Source organism: Nostoc sp. DedSLP03 (assembly GCF_034530815.1).
GTDB lineage: Bacteria > Cyanobacteriota > Cyanobacteriia > Cyanobacteriales > Nostocaceae > Nostoc.
The window spans coordinates 1-18,331 of sequence record NZ_JAVRCK010000071.1 but is presented as its reverse complement, the minus strand read 5'-3'; the positions used below and the strand labels follow the sequence as shown (position 1 = coordinate 18,331).

At 43.1% G+C, this 18,331-nt stretch carries 13 protein-coding genes and 1 pseudogene; 6 read left to right on the top strand and 8 right to left on the bottom strand.

Features of this window, described 5'->3' with window-relative positions; translation table 11 throughout:
• The first annotated feature begins 204 nt into the window (after nt 1–204).
• Complete coding sequence (locus RM368_RS27305) at nt 205–354, top strand: hypothetical protein (protein WP_322696956.1); 150 nt, start codon at nt 205–207, stop codon at nt 352–354.
• On the top strand, nt 302–1,126 hold the full coding sequence (locus RM368_RS27300; protein WP_322696955.1) for a SirB1 family protein: 825 nt from the start codon (nt 302–304) through the stop codon (nt 1,124–1,126). Before RM368_RS27305 ends, RM368_RS27300 begins: the two co-directional genes overlap by 53 nt.
• Before the next feature lie 71 nt (nt 1,127–1,197).
• On the opposite strand, the gene RM368_RS27295 is transcribed toward RM368_RS27300, so the two are convergent.
• Nucleotides 1,198–1,641 carry an SRPBCC family protein gene (locus tag RM368_RS27295; protein WP_322696954.1) on the bottom strand — a complete coding sequence of 148 codons (444 nt, stop codon included), beginning with the start codon at nt 1,639–1,641 and terminating at the stop codon, nt 1,198–1,200.
• A 281-nt stretch (nt 1,642–1,922) separates the two neighbouring features.
• Here RM368_RS27295 and RM368_RS27290 point away from each other — a divergent pair, with 281 nt between their 5' ends.
• From RM368_RS27290 to RM368_RS27275, 4 genes are all read left to right on the top strand, one after another.
• On the top strand, nt 1,923–3,599 hold the full coding sequence (locus RM368_RS27290; protein WP_322696953.1) for a mechanosensitive ion channel: 1,677 nt from the start codon (nt 1,923–1,925) through the stop codon (nt 3,597–3,599).
• Between the two features lie 366 nt (nt 3,600–3,965).
• The gene (locus tag RM368_RS27285; RefSeq protein WP_322696952.1) at nt 3,966–4,136 is read left to right on the top strand and encodes a hypothetical protein; all 171 of its coding nucleotides are present in this window, start codon (nt 3,966–3,968) and stop codon (nt 4,134–4,136) included.
• A 47-nt stretch (nt 4,137–4,183) separates the two neighbouring features.
• Nucleotides 4,184–4,771, top strand: a complete 588-nt coding sequence (locus RM368_RS27280) for a hypothetical protein (RefSeq protein WP_322696951.1) — start codon at nt 4,184–4,186, stop codon at nt 4,769–4,771.
• Between the two features lie 242 nt (nt 4,772–5,013).
• Complete coding sequence (locus RM368_RS27275; RefSeq protein ID WP_322696950.1) at nt 5,014–6,018, top strand: HNH endonuclease; 1,005 nt, start codon at nt 5,014–5,016, stop codon at nt 6,016–6,018.
• Here RM368_RS27275 and RM368_RS27270 read toward each other — a convergent pair.
• From RM368_RS27270 to RM368_RS27240, 7 genes and pseudogenes are all read right to left on the bottom strand, one after another.
• Nucleotides 6,002–7,303, bottom strand: coding sequence for a response regulator (locus RM368_RS27270; RefSeq protein WP_322696949.1), 1,302 nt, complete (start codon nt 7,301–7,303; stop codon nt 6,002–6,004). The two genes, RM368_RS27275 and RM368_RS27270, sit on opposite strands and share 17 nt — an antisense overlap.
• On the bottom strand, nt 7,300–10,110 hold the full coding sequence (locus RM368_RS27265; RefSeq protein WP_322696948.1) for a CHASE2 domain-containing protein: 2,811 nt from the start codon (nt 10,108–10,110) through the stop codon (nt 7,300–7,302). The genes RM368_RS27270 and RM368_RS27265 overlap by 4 nt, the downstream gene beginning before the upstream one ends.
• Nucleotides 10,111–10,296: 186 nt before the next feature.
• Nucleotides 10,297–11,217: a DUF928 domain-containing protein gene (locus tag RM368_RS27260; protein ID WP_322696947.1), complete on the bottom strand. Its 921-nt coding sequence runs from the start codon at nt 11,215–11,217 to the stop codon at nt 10,297–10,299.
• A gap of 194 nt (nt 11,218–11,411) precedes the next feature.
• Nucleotides 11,412–13,976 carry a CHAT domain-containing protein gene (locus RM368_RS27255; protein WP_322696946.1) on the bottom strand — a complete coding sequence of 855 codons (2,565 nt, stop codon included), beginning with the start codon at nt 13,974–13,976 and terminating at the stop codon, nt 11,412–11,414.
• A 279-nt stretch (nt 13,977–14,255) separates the two neighbouring features.
• Nucleotides 14,256–14,451 (bottom strand): annotated as a pseudogene (locus tag RM368_RS27250) (IS1 family transposase); the annotation flags it as partial.
• Between the two features lie 12 nt (nt 14,452–14,463).
• Nucleotides 14,464–16,953 carry an S-layer family protein gene (locus RM368_RS27245; protein WP_322696945.1) on the bottom strand — a complete coding sequence of 830 codons (2,490 nt, stop codon included), beginning with the start codon at nt 16,951–16,953 and terminating at the stop codon, nt 14,464–14,466.
• Nucleotides 16,954–17,571: 618 nt separating this feature from the next.
• On the bottom strand, nt 17,572–17,739 hold the full coding sequence (locus RM368_RS27240) for a CopG family transcriptional regulator (protein ID WP_322662451.1): 168 nt from the start codon (nt 17,737–17,739) through the stop codon (nt 17,572–17,574).
• Nucleotides 17,740–18,331 lie beyond the last annotated feature (592 nt).

Sequence of the window (18,331 nt, the reverse complement as noted above, 5' to 3'; positions counted from 1 at the left end):
ATATTTACACTTGCAGGCAAAAGCTAGATATTTGATACCTAGCTTTTGCCTTGAAATAAATCATATTTGTATTACATCATGTTCTTTGCATGGTTACAGTTTATCAAAGAGATCGCCAACGCAGCATTTACTAAAAGTTAGTTAGCAATAGATATATAAAGCTATCTATAAACTTCATTTCCAAAACTTCTGAATATCCATAAGATGAAGATAGATACAAAAACAGTTTTTAGCCAAGCCGCGATGCCTGAGTTGGGCATAGCTGCGGCTTCATCCTCACACTTCCACCGAGCAACAGCTTATGAATTTATCGTCAGCACGACAATATTTTTACCAGGAGATTCAGCAGTCTGACGAGCAAATTGATCTAGCAAAGGCAGCTTTGTACATTGCACAAGAAGAATATCCCAAGCTAGATGCAGAAGAATACCTCAATGCCCTTGATACAATGGCGTGGGAGCTACAAGAACGTCTGCCTGATTCACGATATCCTTTGCGGATAGTTCAAAGTATTAATCAGTATCTCTACGACGATTTAAAATTTTCTGGTAATAAAATTGACTATTACGACCCGCGCAACAGCTTTTTCAATGATGTAATCGAGCGCCGATTGGGGATTCCCATTACCTTAGCGCTGGTTTACCTGGAAGTTGCTCGACGGATTGATTTTCCGATGGTGGGTATAGGTATGCCAGGACATTTCTTGATCCGCCCAGATATTCCTGATATAGAGATTTTTGTAGATGCTTTCAATGGCGGTGAAATAATATTTGCCCAAGATTGCGAAGAACGCCTATCTCAACTTTATCAGCAACCTGTGACGCTACAACCAGAATTTTTGGCTGTAGTTAGTAATCGGCAATTTTTGGCCCGGATGTTGACAAATTTAAAATTTATTTACCTCAAACAGCAAGAGTTAGAAAAAACGCTGGCAGCAGTTGAACGAATTTTGTTGCTGTTTCCTGGTTTAAATTTAGAATTGCGCGATCGCGGTTTGATTTACTACCAACTCGGTTACTACCCCCAAGCCATAGATGACTTACAAAATTATTTAGCAAAAGTTCCCGATGCCGAGGATGCATCTGTGATTCGGCGGCTACTTACCGAATTGGGTAAAGACAAGTAGGAAATAAGGATTAGGAACTGGGAAAATTTTAGTAAGCCAATGACCAATGACCAATGACCAATGACTAATGACTAATTTTGTTCTTCTGCAACTCGTTTGAGGCGACGTAGCTGGGCTTGCATATCTTCTTTCGTCCAAGACGCAGCAAAAGTGTTGAAGCCCCAACTGACTAAGGGGTTAGGGATATCGTACTCAAAGCGGTTGAGTAGGAGTGTTCCCTTTTGTGTTGGCTGACATTCCCAGCGATCGCGCCCTTGAAAAAACCCCTGAAATTCCCAGACTACCAAACCCGGTTGTCGTTCTACAACTACGCTATTCAGGGTGGGTTTCAGTAGAGGAATTTGAATAATAAAACGACTTTTACTACCGACATCGGTACTCCAAGCTTCGCCCACAGGTTCGCAACGAAGAACGGGGTTGAGCCAACGGTGCATAAGAGCTAAATCGCTAATACAGCGCTCCACCACTGTAGCTGTAGCATTAATTTGAATCGATTGTTCCAAAACTTGGGACATTCCACATCTTTGGTGCTGTTGCTGCAATTAGAGTAACGCAAAATTCAGCAAAGTGGGAGCAGGGGAGAAATCAATTCAAAATTCAAAATTCAAAATTCAAAATTCAAACATTTTAGAACTTCTGGCTCCTGCCTCTTCAGCCCCTCTGCCCCTCTGCCAATGCCTAATGCCCGTATATTAAATCAAATATGAGTAAATATGTATGTTTTTACTGGTAAATTGATAGGCAAAACACTGACTCAGTGTTTGCGGCGAATACTTAAGCATAATTCCCGAAAACCATGAACACAACTTGGCAAGAAATAACCCAGGTGATGTCTACGACGGGCTACGCCTATGGAGTTGGTTTATCCACAAGGGTGCAGCAATTTTTGGCACAATCATCGCCCAGCCTGCAACCAATACAACCAGCAGTAAATCAAGGAATCGCTGATGTGCAAGGTATTGTTCAACAGTTGATTCTGTTTACGCCTCGTCTTTTAGGGGCAGTAGCAATTTTATTAGTAGGTTGGCTGATTGCAGCGATCGCAGCGGCACTGACGCAAGGAATCCTCAAGCGCACAAACATAGATAACCGCATTGCCGCTGGGATAACGGGTCGTCAAGATGTTCCCCAAGTGGAGAAATTACTCTCTAGCTTAGTCTTTTGGAGCATTATCCTGTTAACTGCGGTAGCTGTTTTACAGACGTTGGATCTGGAAGTAGCCTCTCAACCCCTGAATAATTTCCTCAATCAACTTATTGGTTTTTTGCCAAAGTTGGTTGGTGCAGGAATCCTTTTGGCAGCAGCCTGGTTTTTGGCGACGATTGTGAAGATTATCACTGTCCGCTCATTACAGGCATTTAACCTGGATGAGCGTTTGAATCCAGAACCAGAAGACAGCGCACCCAGCCTGAATCAGCTGTCTCTTAGCGATACGATCGGTAATGCTCTGTATTGGTTTATATTTTTACTGTTTCTTGCCCCAGTTTTAGATACTCTCGGACTCAGGCAAGCTCTACAACCAGTACAAGCTCTAATTACAGAAGTTCTGCTAATTCTGCCGAACATTTTAGCGGCGATCTTGATTGCTGTAGTTGGCTGGTTCATCGCTAATATAGTACGGCGGATTGTGACAAACTTGCTGGCGACAACTGGTCTTGACCATTTAGGTAGTCGGTTAGGATTATCTACAAGTGCAGGGGTACAACCTCTATCGAGTATTATCGGCACAATTGTCTATGTTTTGATTCTGATTCCTGTAGCGATCGCAGCGCTGAATGCCTTGCGAATTGATGCGATATCTGTACCGGCGATCGCTATGCTGCAACAGGTTCTCAACGCCTTGCCTGCCATCTTTACAGCCGCAGCAATTTTGATTGTTGCCTATTTTATTGGGCGGTTTATCGCGGACTTGGTTACAAGTATCCTCACCAATTTAGGGTTTAATAACATTTTCACTATTTTGGGTCTGACTACACCCGGCCGACGAATCGTCATTTCCACAGAATCAGCAACCCCACCGATTCCAACCCGCACTCCATCGGAAGTTGTAGGTATTGTTGCTTTAGTGGGGATCATGCTGTTTGCGACAGTGGCGGCGGTGAATATCTTGAATATTCCAGCCCTGACAGCATTAGTGTCTGGGATTGTGATTATATTCGGGCGGATTTTGGCCGGATTGGTGATCTTTGCCATTGGCTTATTCCTGGCAAATTTGGCTTTTAACATCATTACCAGTTCCGGCGATCGCCAAGCCCAGATTTTGGGACAAGTGGCACGGATTGCCATTATTGCCTTAGTCTCGGCAATGGCACTGCAACAGATTGGAGTTGCCAGTGATATTGTGAATTTAGCCTTTGGACTTTTACTAGGTGCGATCGCAGTTGCTATTGCCCTAGCCTTTGGTCTTGGAGGGCGCGATATTGCAAGAGAGCAAGTTCAAGAATGGTTAAACTCTTTCAAAGGTAGAAACTAAAAATTGATGAAGGCGCAATTTTATCTGTAAATCTGGAGTGCAGCCGTAAGCATCAATAGTGCAAAAAATCTATCGGCAATTTTGCTTAAGAGGTTGAAAGTTAGAAGCTCAGAAACTCGGAGTTTGAGTAGAGAACTGGTAATCTCAAGTTCTCAAACTCAAGTTTCGAGTTCTGAAGCTCAATTTAATCGTATTTTCCGAGTCACTTTTTTAGTGGTGTAAGTGACATCCTTAGTATTAAGGAAAGCTGGGAATAAAAAAAGGACGCGTAGGCGCAGCCTGTTGTAGACATCGCAATAAGGCAGGGCGTAGTAACAATCAATTTTCTCAAAATTACCGAAAGCCTTGTTAATGTGGGTTATTGAAATGATGAGTGCCCTGTTATTGGAAAATATTGAGTCAAGATTTGATTTAGCAGCTTTTGTGTTAGAAAAACCACGATTATGGGAAAACTTAAAACAAGACTCTCTGTTGAAGATATTAGCTGTAATTCGTCAGCCAAACGCTAAAAATTACAACAGTGTGTTCATGAGTTGAGAGAATAACTTGACATTCTAAATAAAAGTTCTTAACCAGTAACACTTATGGATTTACTTATCAACATTCTTAAACGTTTTTGGATAATTAATTGTTTCGGAATATTTGTTTTATCGGCTTGCACACCTGCATCATCCCAAGAAAAACTTTTAACATCCAAAGAAGGAAATTTTAGTATCTTAATGCCAGGGACTATTGTAGAAGAAGTTAGTTCTCCAGGAAAAGGAATTAATAACCGGAATTGGGCAACTATTAAGAGTGAATCTATATATTCAGTGACCCATTCAACTCTTCCCAAAGAAATACCCCCGCAGAGAATTCCAAAAGTTTTACAGCTTCTAATTAAAGCTGCTAATCAAACAAATTTTATTCAGGGTAAACAAATATCTCAGTCTTCCATTAATCAAAGTGCATATAACTGTCAAGATTTTACTTTAATGGGTAAACCCAGTACTTCCTTGCAAGAAGAAATTAAGAAAAAAGGATTGAATATAAATAATAAATTATTATATCAGAGAAGCCTGCTTTGTATCAAGAAAAATTATGCTGTTGAAGCTATAATAATAACCCCATCATCTGAAGAACTAAAAACAAATGGTGCATCTTTTATTAAATCGCTAAACCTCAAACCATAAGGCTATTTTTTAGTAATTGGTATGACCATTACTGTTAGTATACTTGTAACTTTCTGGCTGAGACTGCATAGCGTCATCTGCTGTAGATAATCGGACAGTGAAGTTTTTGGAAATAACATACACAAACAATATAAAATGATTGCTATATCTTTAAAATTTTTGTAAGTAAATTCGTCATTAATGCTGAGGTGCTTCTTAGTTTGAGAAAGAGAAACTGGAGCAAACACTCCACGGTATAAAACATGGATTTTATTAACGAAGCACAAAAGTTGGCAGATACAGTTAGAGATAAAGCTCAAGAAGCAGCCAACAATGTAGTAAACGGGATGAATGAGGTAGTTGATGGAATCAAAAACGCTACTAGCGAGATGACTACTTCAAGTGTCCATGCTGTCAATGATTTACAAAGTTTGTCAACCATCGCAACACAATCAGGTTTTCAAACTGTTCAAAATGTTAATAAAACATTTCAACAAACTGCTGTTGGAGTTGCTGCATCTAGCATGGTTATGGCTGATGCTTTGCAAAATTTACCAAAGACAGCTGCCGAATTAGCCCAAGAGATGCCCAAGATTGCAAACAGGCTGAGATATCGTGCTGGTGTTCGGGTAGGAGACTTACCTCGCTCTGATGCAGATGTCATGAAGCTTTTTGAGAAAATTCCTGGCACATCAAAGCTTGAAGGTAAAGAATATACAATTCGTCAATTTCTTAGAGATAAGCATGGTAGCCATATCAATCCACGTTCCCAAGGTGGATCGAATGCTGCCGATAATATCCTTTGGGAAGTAGGTGTTGATAATCTTCGCCGAGGTGCCAAAGTAATGACCGTTGGCGAACAGTTTTATATTCGAGTTTATAATGCAGTAGATTCTATTGTCAGCAATTCTGGGACGATCGCGAAACTTGGGATTACTGCAACGGGAACAGCTATTCTCACTCAGGTTGTAGTCACGGCGATTTCCTACTCTTTGGATCTTTATCGAGGTGACATCACTGTTGAAGAGTATAAAAATCTAATTTTTGAAGCAGCAAAGGCAGCAGGTATTGCGACACCAATTGTTTTTTTGGTCTTGGTGGCTGTGTTAGCTTTATTTCCAGAATTTACAGTTATTTTGTCAGCACCAGTTGTTGTTGCAGGCTTCAATGCTTTATTTGGTATTAGTATTGCTACACCCATTATTCAATCGCTAGTTCGTCATCTTGAAGCTGGAGGTTTTGGCGTAGAAACTACATCGGTAGAGTAATAATAAATTTTGTTCCCTCACCAGGTATTGACAAGCAGTTGAGTTGTCCGTTGTGTTTGTCAACAATAATTTGGTAGCTGATCGCTAATCCCAGCCCGGTTCCTTTACCCACAGCCTTGGTTGTGAAAGATTGCTCAAAAATTCGAGATTGCACCTCAGTAAGCATACCGGGGCCGTTATCTTGGATGCAAATTGTAACAGTTTTTTGTTGGGGATCGACCGATGTGGTAATGGTGATGATGTTCGGGAAAGCAGCAATATCTCGATCGCAATTGTTTTGATGGAGTTCATCAAATGCATCAATGGCATTGGCAATGATATTCATGAACACCTGATTCAGTTGTCCGGGATAGCAACTGATTGGAGGTAACTCACCGTATTGTGTGACAACCTGGATTTTAGCGCGATCGCCATTGCCTTTGAGTCGATGTTTCAACAGCATTAAGGTGCTATCAATTCCTTCGTGAATCTGAAACTCCACCTGAGATGAAATATCTGCGCGAGTAAAAGTTCTTAAAGAGAGACTGATATCTTTAAGACGGGTAATTCCTTGGTGCATTGATGCCAGTAGTTTTGGCAGATCCTCTGTCAGATACTCCAAGTCAATTTCTGCAAGAAGCTCTTGAATTTCCGAATCTGGCTGCGTTAGCTTCTGCTGTTGCAGACTCACCAAGCGAAGTAGATTATTTACATATTCCTCAATATAAGATAAATTTCCGCCAACAAAACCAACCGGATTATTAATCTCATGACCAATACCTGCAACCAACTGCCCCAAAGTGGACATTTTCTCACTCTGGATCATTTGTAGTTGGGTTTGCTGTAACTGCTGTAGAGATTGAGTTAATTCTCTGGTGCGTTCTTGCACGCGTTCTTCTAATGTGCGAGTTAGATGGGAAATTTTGAGGTGTAACTTTAAACGGGCAATGACTTCTTCGTGTTGGAAGGGTTTGGTAATGTAGTCAACTGCACCGATTTCCAGTCCTGCCACCTTGTCTGTAGAATCGGATCGGGCAGTCATGAAAATTACTGGAATATTCTGGGTGATCGGATTGGTTTTCAGTCTGCGACAAGTTTCAAATCCATCAATACCTGCCATCATCACATCCAAAAGAATCAGATCGGGATGAGCATATTCTGTTTGTTCGATCGCTGACTCTCCATCTGTTGCCATCAGGGCTTTCCAGCCACACCTCTGAATCGCTTCCGATAGCACTTTGAGATTGTTTGGATTGTCATCCACTAATAGAATATGTATGGGTTTCGAGATCGGAACAGCGATCATGGATGTAACTCCGTTGTGACAAATGATTTGAGTAACTTACGGATTTTTCCGGTTTGGAAATTGGCAGTGAGTTTGCTTAACTCTGCTGCGAAGGGAGCTAGTTGACTGTTTTCTTCAATTAGTTCTCTTAACATTCCCTCAATCGCCGAGATATCTCCCATCATTGCCAAATGATAGAGTTGTTGCAAAACATCTTGGGATGGTAGAACCCATTCACTATCAGTAATCTGCTCACCTTTGGGAGGCGAAGATTCGGCATATATCCATTCCACTCCCAAGAGCGATCGCAATCTATTGAGTAGTTCGTCAATCTGGAGAGGTTTAGGTAGAAATGCTGTTGCCCCTGCCTCTAAACTCCGCTGCCGATTTGACTCAAAAACGCTAGCACTAGAGACGATAATCGGAATAGAACAGGTTTTGGGATTCGCTTGCAGGTGAACCATGAGTTCAAAACCATCCATATTGGGCATGGCTAAATCGAGTAGAATCACATCAGGATTGTGTTCAATTGCTACTTGTAGCCCATGTTTGCCATCGGTCGCTTCTAAGGTTCGACAGCCAATTTCTTGCAGCAGATTGGTCAACATAGAACAGTGGTTGCGATCGTCATCGACAATCAGAATTTGAGGCGCACTACCCTGAATCCCGGTAATTTTCTGGGGAGTTGGCGTGTAATCCGTTGTAGACATCGCTCCTCCAAGCCAGTCATGAGCGAGTGGTACTGATACTGTTAAATCCAGCCAAAATAGACTTCCTTCACCCAGGTGACTCTGCACCTGAATTTGGCTCCCCATCAATGCCGCAATTCTTTGGCTAATCGCCAATCCCAAGCCAGTACCTTCAGATCGCTGTCCTGCTTCACCCACTTGCTCAAAGGCTAAAAAGATTTTCTCTAGTTGGTCTGGTGACATTCCAATACCCGTATCTTCAATTTGAAAACGAATATTCTGATGTGTCATTTGTCCATTGTCATTTGTCATTTGTTTAGACTCGTGACCAATGACTTCCACTGTGAAGGTTACGCTACCGCTATCTGTAAATTTGATCGCGTTGCCCAGTAAGTTAATTAACACTTGCCGCAGCCGTTTTTCATCAACTTCAATGGCAAGTGGTAGGCGATCGCTTATTAAGATATTAAATCCAATTCCTTTCTGTTCAGCCCGGATACCACAAATCTCAGTCACACCATGTAAGAAACTGGGCAAATGCACGCTAGTGACAACCAAATCCAATTTCCTTGCTTCTATCTTCGAGAGATCGAGAATGTCATTGATCAGCATCAAAAGATGCGAACCGCATTGGTAGATAATGCTGACTCCTTCTAGGTTTTTAGCTGTCATATTTGGCGATCCTTCTAGTACCTGGGCAAAACCAAGGATGCCATTGAGAGGTGTACGTAGTTCGTGGCTCATGTTGGCGAGAAACTCACTCTTGGCCTGATTGGCAGCATCGGCAGCTTGCTTTGCCTCCACTAATTCATGAGTGCGTTCTTCGACTTTTGTCTCTAGGGTTTTGGAATAATCCAATAGTTGACTGTTGGCAATTTCTAGTTGGCGATTTGTTTCTTCTAACTTCCGCTGTTTATAGGCATTAGTTGTTGCAATCACACTACTGATAAACGCGGCTAAAGTGGGTGTTACCGGAATTAAAACACCATACAAAAACATCCCATAGCCCCCCCATATACAGGCTCCACTGATGCCTACAGTTGCCCAAAGGATTTTGCCGCCGGGAATCCGCAGTTTGCTACTGGATAACAACCAACTGCCTGTAGAACCAATGACAGACGACAAAACAATCCAGAGTGATAAAGAAATGCCAGAAACACCGTGCAGACTGGCATTTCCTGTTTTTGCTCCTCGTACTAGTTGATGAGCAATATTGGCATGAACAACCACACCTGGAGTCGGTTTTTGAGCAGATACCCAAGAAGAGAAGGGTGTACTGAAGAAATCATTGGTACTGGAGGCAATCGATCCAATAAATACCATGCGATCGCGCATCAAATCTGGCGGAATTTTCCCTGCTAACACATCGCGCATCGCAACTGTCCGAAATGCGGCTTCTGTTCCATGCCAATTCAGCAGAATTTGATAGCCTCCTAAATCGGCATCGGTATAACCTGCTTCTTGATTTTGCAGTGGTAAATAAATTTCTTTGCCCAACTGAAACTTTTGCTGTTGGGGGTCAATGCTTTCTAAGCTAATTTTTTCAGCTTCGAGGTACTTTAGGGCTACAAGAGTTGCTAGTCCGGCTTTTATGGTGTTTTTCTCTTTGGCATCTTCAGCTGTCAACAGGGCGCGACGTACAAAGCGATCGCCATCCAAGACTAAATCTGCTAATCCTACCCGATCGTGTTTTTTCAATTCCGGCGGGGGATTGACGCGTTCGCCAGTAATTTTCTCAACTCCGATCAAATTAGGAGTGTTGCGAAAGACTCGAACAAGTTGCTCGTGTCCGCTTCCTTCTGGTAAATCTCGATAAAGATCCAAGCCAATGGCTCTAGGCTGCTGCGCCCGAATTTTTTCTAGTAATCGTGCCAGCGCCCAGTCTGGAACTGGCCATTTACGCACCGATTGGATATCGCGCTCATCGATTGTAACAATCACAATCTCATCTGCGTAGGCGTAGCCCGCCATAGGCATCGCCTGTGAAGATCGCTGACGAACCCATTCGTCGCGAATTTTCCATTCCGGTAAATTGAAAAGTCCCAACGATTGCCCAACTATAACTGTCAAGGCAACGCTAGGAGTAATAATCAAAACGCTGCGAGTACGTTGGATCAAAGCCTGGAATCTGCGCCACATATTTGTGTCATGCAATGGGGATTGGGGAAGGTGGGGACTTGGGGATAAGAGGTAATGAGGACTGGGTGGAAGTAAGAAAAGGGAAACAAAGGGGACAAGGAGGAATTATCGGTGAAGTTTCTTCTTTGTCTCTACCCTCTCCCTTGTCTACCTTGTCTCTTCCTATACCTAATGCCCAAACTGGTATTAGTTAGTAGATGCGAATAAATTCGCTGTTACAATCTCCTTCAAATTCACTGAAGATAGAAGTTCTTCCCATTGTTTGCGGAGAGTTACATTGTTAGGTTGAGTGGTGTATACCGATGCAAGTGTTGCTACACAGTCATACCAAACACCGTTTTTACCCAAAATAGTAGCCCGCTTCAAAGCATCTTGCTCTTGGATTGCTGTTGCCAACTCTGCACTGGGCTGGATACGCTGAATCCAACCATCGACGTAAGGCGTACTCGGACTGAGTTGACCATCTACTTTCAGTGCTAGAAACCATTGATAGTTTTTACCAACGGCTAAAGCGGGTGCATTAGCTGGTAATTCGATCGCGATTACCCCAGTTTTTCCTGCAACTGAAATGTTCATCTGATGTTGCATATTGCCAGCTTCATCTTTGAGGCTGAACACTGCTTCTTCGGCATTGGAAGCTGGAAGATACACCAAGATTGTGGGACGTTCAGATACTGTTGTGCCATAGAAATTTTGGGGCAAGAGGGCGATTAGCGCTGCTGGTTGCGTTGTATTTGTAGTCGATGGATTCAAGTAGTAACTACCAACGCGAGAAGCTCCTCCAGTTGCTTGTCTGGGCGTACCTTTGCCAGGGGCAGGTGTAAAGAGCTTGCCGCGAGAAGCTCCTCCAGTTGCTTGTCTGGGCGTACCTTTGCCAGGGGCAGGTGTAAAGAGCTTGCCGCGAGAAGCTCCTCCAGTTGCTTGTCTGGGCGCACCTTTGCCGACAGCAGGGGTAAATATACTACCGCGAGAAGCTCCTCCAGTTGATTGTCTAGGAGAGCTACTGTTGGGGGGTGGGGTAAATGTAACAGCATGGGCAGTAGTCCATGTACTGCTAGCGATCAGAGCGATGACGCTCAATGTACTAGCTAAATATCGACGTTTCACGATCTTTTTACCTATGTCGTTGAAATATGATACAAACAAAATACGTTTCTTTCGACTATGTTCAGAAGCTCAGATAATCAGTCTATTTAAGAGTAAAATCAAGGAACTTCTACTAACAGTATAGGCGATATTGATAATAATTACTGTAAAAAATAGTTGAATCTACTTACAATAAACTCCGTCGTATTACTTAGCTAAATCCAGTTGCCGATCAAAACAAAGCCAGACCAAAAGAACGGTTCGTGGAAATCAGTTTGGCGAATTAAGCTAATTTGTGCTTGTCTTAGTGCTTCAGCTTTAGTGATTTTGGGTTGTCGGAGTTGGTTATAGAAGCGAGTCATGAGCATCGCGGCTGCCCGATCTTTGACGGGCCATAGGGTGGCGATCGTTGAGCGAGCGCCGGATTTGACAGCCAAGCCCGCCAGTCCCAGGACGGCGCGATCGTCGCCTGCGGCAGTATCGCAAGCACTTAGTACCAGCAACTCGATGGCTTTCGATGGATCGCTACCGCGATTTTTCAGGAGTTCAGATAATTCTTTAACATTGACTTGTCCATCCCAAGTAAGCAAGAAGGTATCTTCGAGGCGGGAACTAAACTGTCCGTGGGTTGCTAAGTGGACAATACCTGCACTACTAGATTTCACACGTTCAGCAAGGGCTTGACTGGTAAATTCCTGATTCAGTAACACCCTAGAAGATACTGCCTTGGAAATTTGTTTCACTTCTGATTCCACGGCGGGCAAAGCACTAAAGCCAGTGCGAGATTGGCTAATACCACCGACGATCGCCCTAATGTGGTTTTGATGAAGCGATCGCGTCGCCATTAGTTGCAATCCTGGTGAGAGTGCCACAGCATACTTCTCAATCAGATATTGCTTACCGTCAAAAAGAGCTGCTATGGGAATGTTCCGCAATCGACCATCCAAAACAAACACCAATGTCTTGGTATCAATAAATGCTTGCTCTGCTAACTCTGGACGAATCAACCAACCATAAATTTGTTGAGATAATCGATCTCGGTCTTTAGAATCTGAGACAGGGTTAAGAGCAACCAAAAAATTGTCTAGAGTCTGCTCAATTTCAGCTTGAGATTTGTGAGTGACATAGGAACGCAGTGGTTGCCCTGCTTTGGAGAGAATTACTGTTAAACGATCTGGCAGGATAATCGGATAAATGACCGTTGCAGTTGGATCGACTCGATCGATCTGTTGAGTTCTATCTAAACAAGCTTCCCGAAAAAAGTTATCGAGTTCGGCAATTTGGAGTGCTTCAATCAATTTACGAGCTTGTATTAGTTCTGCTTGACTCGGTTGATTCTCTAGAAGTAAATCAACCAGTTCTCGGTAGACCGGCTCTACACTGGTGCGAAAAGAGAACTGGACATCAGGGTTGATAGCCACCAAATCTCCCCGCAGTGCCTTTAAAGCGTTGACTGCTTCTGTATAGGCACTAATCGCTTTTGAGCGATCGCCTTGTTGTTTATACAACTGTCCCACCTGCCAAGCAGATTGAGCAATGATATCGTTAGCTTGGAGTTGGCGGGCAATGTTGAGGGATTTCTGAGTTAACTCCTGTGCTTGGGATAACTGCTGTGTACGCTGATAGAGTTTTCCCCACTGATTTAGTGCATGAGCTTCGGCTTGAGTATCCTGGATTTGCTGTGCAGACTGGACTGTGACTGCCATCAGTTGCGCCAAATCTTTCAGTGGTAGAATTTGCTCAGAATTTGACTGATGATTGAGAGTGGCAACAAAATTGGTCGCTGCGTAGAGTGAGATGTGGCTGGGAGGTAGTTCCCGGAATTGTTGGAGTAGTTGAGGTACAAGTGGCGTAGCAAACTCCAGTTTATTGTAATTGAGAAAAAGTTTAAACTGAGCTAAACACGCTTGCAATCGATCGCTTGGGTTAGTGGCTAAGAGTTGAGCCTGTTCAAAGTAATCTAATGCGGCTTCCGGATCTTGCAAGTCAACGGCAGTTTGGCCCAAGCCGATCAGAATAGAACTTAACTGTGGTTGGGCTGAAATTTGGCGAGCGATCGCTAAACTTTGTTCTAAAATCTGTTGACTTTTACTAGAGTCGCCAATTATTTGCAGAGCTAAACCAAGCGATCGCAGTCCACTGACTTTGATTTCATTATCCGGCATCCCTTGGAGTTTTTGAGTCAGCACCTCTAACTGTTGTTTAGAACGGCGGTAAAACCCTAAACTTTGTAAAGCTTGTGCCTGGTTGATATGACTACCCAAACTTCCCATTGTGTCACCTGCTTGCTCATAAAATTTTTGAGCTTGTTGCCAACTTTCAAGTGCGGTTTCAGCTTTGCCAGCGTGCAATTGCAAATTTGCTTTGGTATTAAGTACTTGTGCCCAAAGAATTGCATCCGCAGAAGGAATAGAGGTTTGCAACAGTTTCAGACTTTGCTCAATAGACTGTTGGGCTGCTTGCCATTGATTAAGTTCTTGGTGTGCCAGTGAGAGGTAACTTAAACTTAGAGCTTCGTTCAAGCGATCGCCTTGGGTATGATACTGTTGTGCTGCTGTTTGCCAAATCGTCACTGCTTCAGCAAAGCGTCCTGAATGGTAAAGTTTTCGTCCCTGTTCTAGCCAATTGCTAGGCTGGGAAGTTGATACTGACACATTCAGGGTAGAAGTTGTTGGTATTTGCAGAGATGCTCTAGCAGGTGTGATGGTTACTGCCAAACACAAGCTCAAAATACTCAGACTAATATATAGCCAACGACGTTGTTTAATTGGGAAAATCATCAGTAGTTCTCAGTATACATATTTAGGAGTTTCCATATTCTGTTACTTTCATCTTGATCGGATTGCTTTAGAGAATTCCTGGGCAATTTAACTTTTTGGAACAGATGCACAAGTTAATTGCGGCTGTTTATTTGCAGTAGATTGGGTGGCAATTTTAATATTCCCTAAATGGGAAACAATGTCCCACAAGAATTTAAATGTTTCTGAACTGCGTAGGCTTTGCCCGCCGTTAGCGTTCGCGTTAGCGTCTCTGAAAGAGAAGCCTTTCGTAGAGAAGGCATCGCCGATGACCCAAGCTAAGATACCCTCATGAAAGTGATTTACCGCCGTCCACAACCAAACTTTGTTTTTTTGAACCGATGAATGTTTCTAGTTCATCTAATTCTCCAACTTCTGGCACGTCGTCACTAGGCGGTACGTCAGGTAGTTTAGAGCCTATTTGTTTTAACCAATAAATTACGGTTATATGGTGAACTCTCAGGACTGATTAATTTGGCGTTGCAGCACAGGTTAAAGATGGTTGTATATGCGCTGGTTGAACTGCAATTAACTCAATTTTACCGTCAGCGTTGCGCTGCCAAGTTGTAGCTTCAACGAGAACCTTTGAGGATGCTGGAATCTGGGCATTTCGCTCACCCGTTTTGCGGGAAGCAGATAAATCTCGTATATCATCCCAGGTTCGTAGGCGTGGCCCATCGTAGACATCACTCGTCACCTGATTAGGATTTTGCGGCACACCACCTCGTCCCGTTGCCACAAAGCGGCTGCCTTCACTGCCCGCGCAGCCTGTAGCAATTTGCTGGGATGGATCGGTGACATTTGCAGGCAATTCGACTAAACCAGAATTTGGATCGATACCGATAGTATTAACTTGAACCGTGCCACTTACCCCAAATTGGGAACTAGCAGTAATATCACTATCAGGAGTGAGTTGGTTGCGGAACTTCAGCCCAAAAATGCCTTGAGTAGTGATTTGGATATTACCACCTCTGCCTTGCACTGCATTAGCAATAATGTCGCTGTTTTTTAAGCCGACGATGATGGGTGCATTGATGTTTATATTACCTCCATTCCCCGATCCGCCAGCTGTTGAGGTTATCTGGCTATTGTCTTGCAGAAGTAACAGGTTTGTGGTGGATAATTTAATATTGCCACCATTACCGGATTCTGTTTGTGCTTGAATAAACCCTTGATTCTTTAATTGGATGCTGGCTGCATTGATGTTAATATTGCCACTATTTCCACTGCCTTGACTGGTGACGCTGACTGTCCCGCCATTTGTCAGCGTTAAATTCGGTGTGGTAATGCTCAAAGTGCCGGCATTCGCTGTTAATATATCTGGCAGACCGAATCGTTTCCGCACTGACGGATCGGGTCGGATAGTAGAAGCGTTAATGCTACTATTAGTTGCCCGACCTTGACCACTGATGACGATCGCTTCAGTAGCATCGATCCTCAAATCTCCCCCATTACCTGCAAAAAATGAGGTGGTAGCAACTGCTCCCCCATCTAAAATTTGCAATTTGGCAGTATTCAGGGTCAAGGTTTTGGCACTTCCAGTTGCAAATGTAGTTGAGCTAATGTTGCTGTAAAATTCAGAGGGACTTTCTCCCATCACCGTGGTATTGTTGTTGCGAATCGTCACTTTACCGCTAGAACCACTGCCAAAGGTAGCCGAAGACAGTGAGGCACCGCTTGATACTAGTAGACTATTACCATTGACGAAAACATCACCAGCATTCCCAGTGCTTAGTGTAGTAGTGTTGAGTGTGGTCACGTCAGCAGGATTATTGGGTGAAAAGCCAGACAGTTCAATGGCAGTTGCATCAATGTAAATATTGCCACTTGGAGCTGCTCCAAGAGTTGTGCTATTCAACCCCGCTCCCGACTTGATAGTGAGGTTGGGAGTAATAACGCTGATATTCCCACTAGCTCCGCTACCCAAAGCATCACTACGCACTCCGCTCCGAGTGCCATCAGCTGTTTTGGCAATCAGATCGATGGACTCTGTAGCCTGAAGACGAATGTCACCACCGGGGAGATTGCCAAAATTTTGCGCCAGTACCAGAGAGCCATCGGTGAATTGAATTTGCCTACCCTGAATTTGGACGGAACCTGCATTCACGCCGCTAATATCTAATAGCGATCGCTGTGCCAGGTGAATATCGCCAAAGCTTTGTACATCCCCATATCCCAATGTATAGCCCTGTGCAGTTGGTATCAGGTTTACCAATGCTGTACCGCTTACACTACCCAATTCAACTCGTCCTCTTTCAGCGATTAAGTTTGCCCCATTTAGATGTATGTCGCCACCTACTAAAGCTAGGGTATTTCCCGGCTGTACCCGCAGTTTTGTAGCACTGGGAAGCTGAATCGGGGGAACCAGAGCCAGTCCACTGACGTTCCTCAAAGTATGTCCTGTACCTTGAACATTGATGGCTGCGGGATTGTTACCCAGTTGCAACCCAATGGGAACATTGATAGTCAACAACGGGGTAGCTTGGGAATTAATTGCGCTAAACTCAGTGCCATCGGCAAATTTAATACTGCTGGCAGTGGTACCAATAAACGAACCCCTAATGTTTAGTTGGGCATTGGCTCCAAAGATGATTCCAATAGGGTTGATCAAGAAGAGACTAACAGGGTTGTTGCCGTTAATCGTCTGAATCAAGCCATCAATGCTAGAAATATTACCGCCAGTAACACGGCTGAAGATGGTAGAAATGTTGGGCGTGTTCGTTAAATCAAAAGTAGCCGAACCGCCAGTCGGAACCGAAAACTGCTGGAAACTGTGAAATAAGTTACTGTTGGCGGCACTACCGTTAGTAATGGTGAAGTTATTACCGTTTTGGGAGATAGTAGTATTCAAGCTGCCATCAGGAGTTACCTGGGCGTTGGCAAAGCTGCACCAAAGTGGCATTACCATCAACGGCACTATTCTACTGCATAGACCCAAGCAAATGGAGGTCGTTGTCATTGCCAAGCCTTTATTTGTACTTTGTATTTTAGGTTGCCCAAAACGGTATGATTTTGAACCCTTAACAAGGCGATCGCTTCCCTCAAAACGCTGAATAACTCACTGAAAAATACAGTCCATTTTCCTGGAGCGATCGCTTTTCACCGTCTACCGATATCAGGGGAATGTCCCAATCTGCCAAAACTCAATTGCGATCGCGCCGCAAATACATAGTGGTTGCTTTGCTGAGTAGCTTATACCTATTTGCCTAAAAAACCTTCAATTGATATTTACCCAAAAGATTTGCCTGCGCTACCTCCTGCCATTTTTTAGTTCCGTCGAACTCACGTATTGCTACAAGTAAGCAAGCCAGTAAGAACATCTTGATGCTGAATTCTACCTTTTATTCAATTAATTTGATATTTTTAATTATGCAAGTGTATCAAGATGATTGCACGATATCCAAAGCAAAAGTCAGAGCGAAGATTTCCTCGGCTCTGAACTTTGTAAGAGAGTATTCTTATTTAAATTCCCTAACTTTACTTATAGGGATTCACTGTTAGCTGATAACTGTTAAGCAGCATATTTCACTGACAAATTAAAATGTACTTATCCTGTTTCACTTGTTTGCAGTTTGATTCATGAGCTTTCAGAGGCTTTTTCATCTTTAGGATAAAGAGAGCGAATTAACTCCCGAATTACATCAGTTGCTGGTCTGCCTGTAGTTGAACAGTATTGTTCAAGCTTCTGTGCCTCGCCTGATGTGAGATTGATTGTAAGTCGTTTAACAGCCCATTTTTTATTCATGTACTAGATAAGGTATGTTTTTGAAACTACTTCTCTAATATCAATCATCTAAACTGCTCTTACAATGGTATAAGTAATGACATTTAGTTCAAGTAATCATGAAGTTAAATAGGATATTTTTCCCAGCAATTGCGAAAATATGAAGTATATTCTAGATTATAAAGTTAAGCTACTTTCTAGGCAGTAATTATAAATAGGATGTAAAAATAATATTAAATATATGAATACAAAATAAGTATTCTCACAGAACGTTTAAACGCAGAGGGACACAGAGTATAGCGCAAAGGAGCGCAAAGTAAGTTTTGAGTCTATTCGCTACGAACTCAGGGTTAGCTGTGCTTAGTTGGTTTTAATTGTTAACATTGATTCTGATATCATGTCCGGTTAATTAGTTATAATTTCTGTAATCTATGCAGAAACCAGAAAACCCTCTTTCCCCCTGCTCCCTGCCCCCTGCCCCCTGCGTTCTTAATGATAAGTCTTTCACCGGACATGATATGACTCCTGTTAGGGTAGCGGGGCATTTAGCCCATTCTGACGGGAGCATCCACTTTTGGCAGAAAGACTCAAATTGCAAGCAACCCATTAAGAT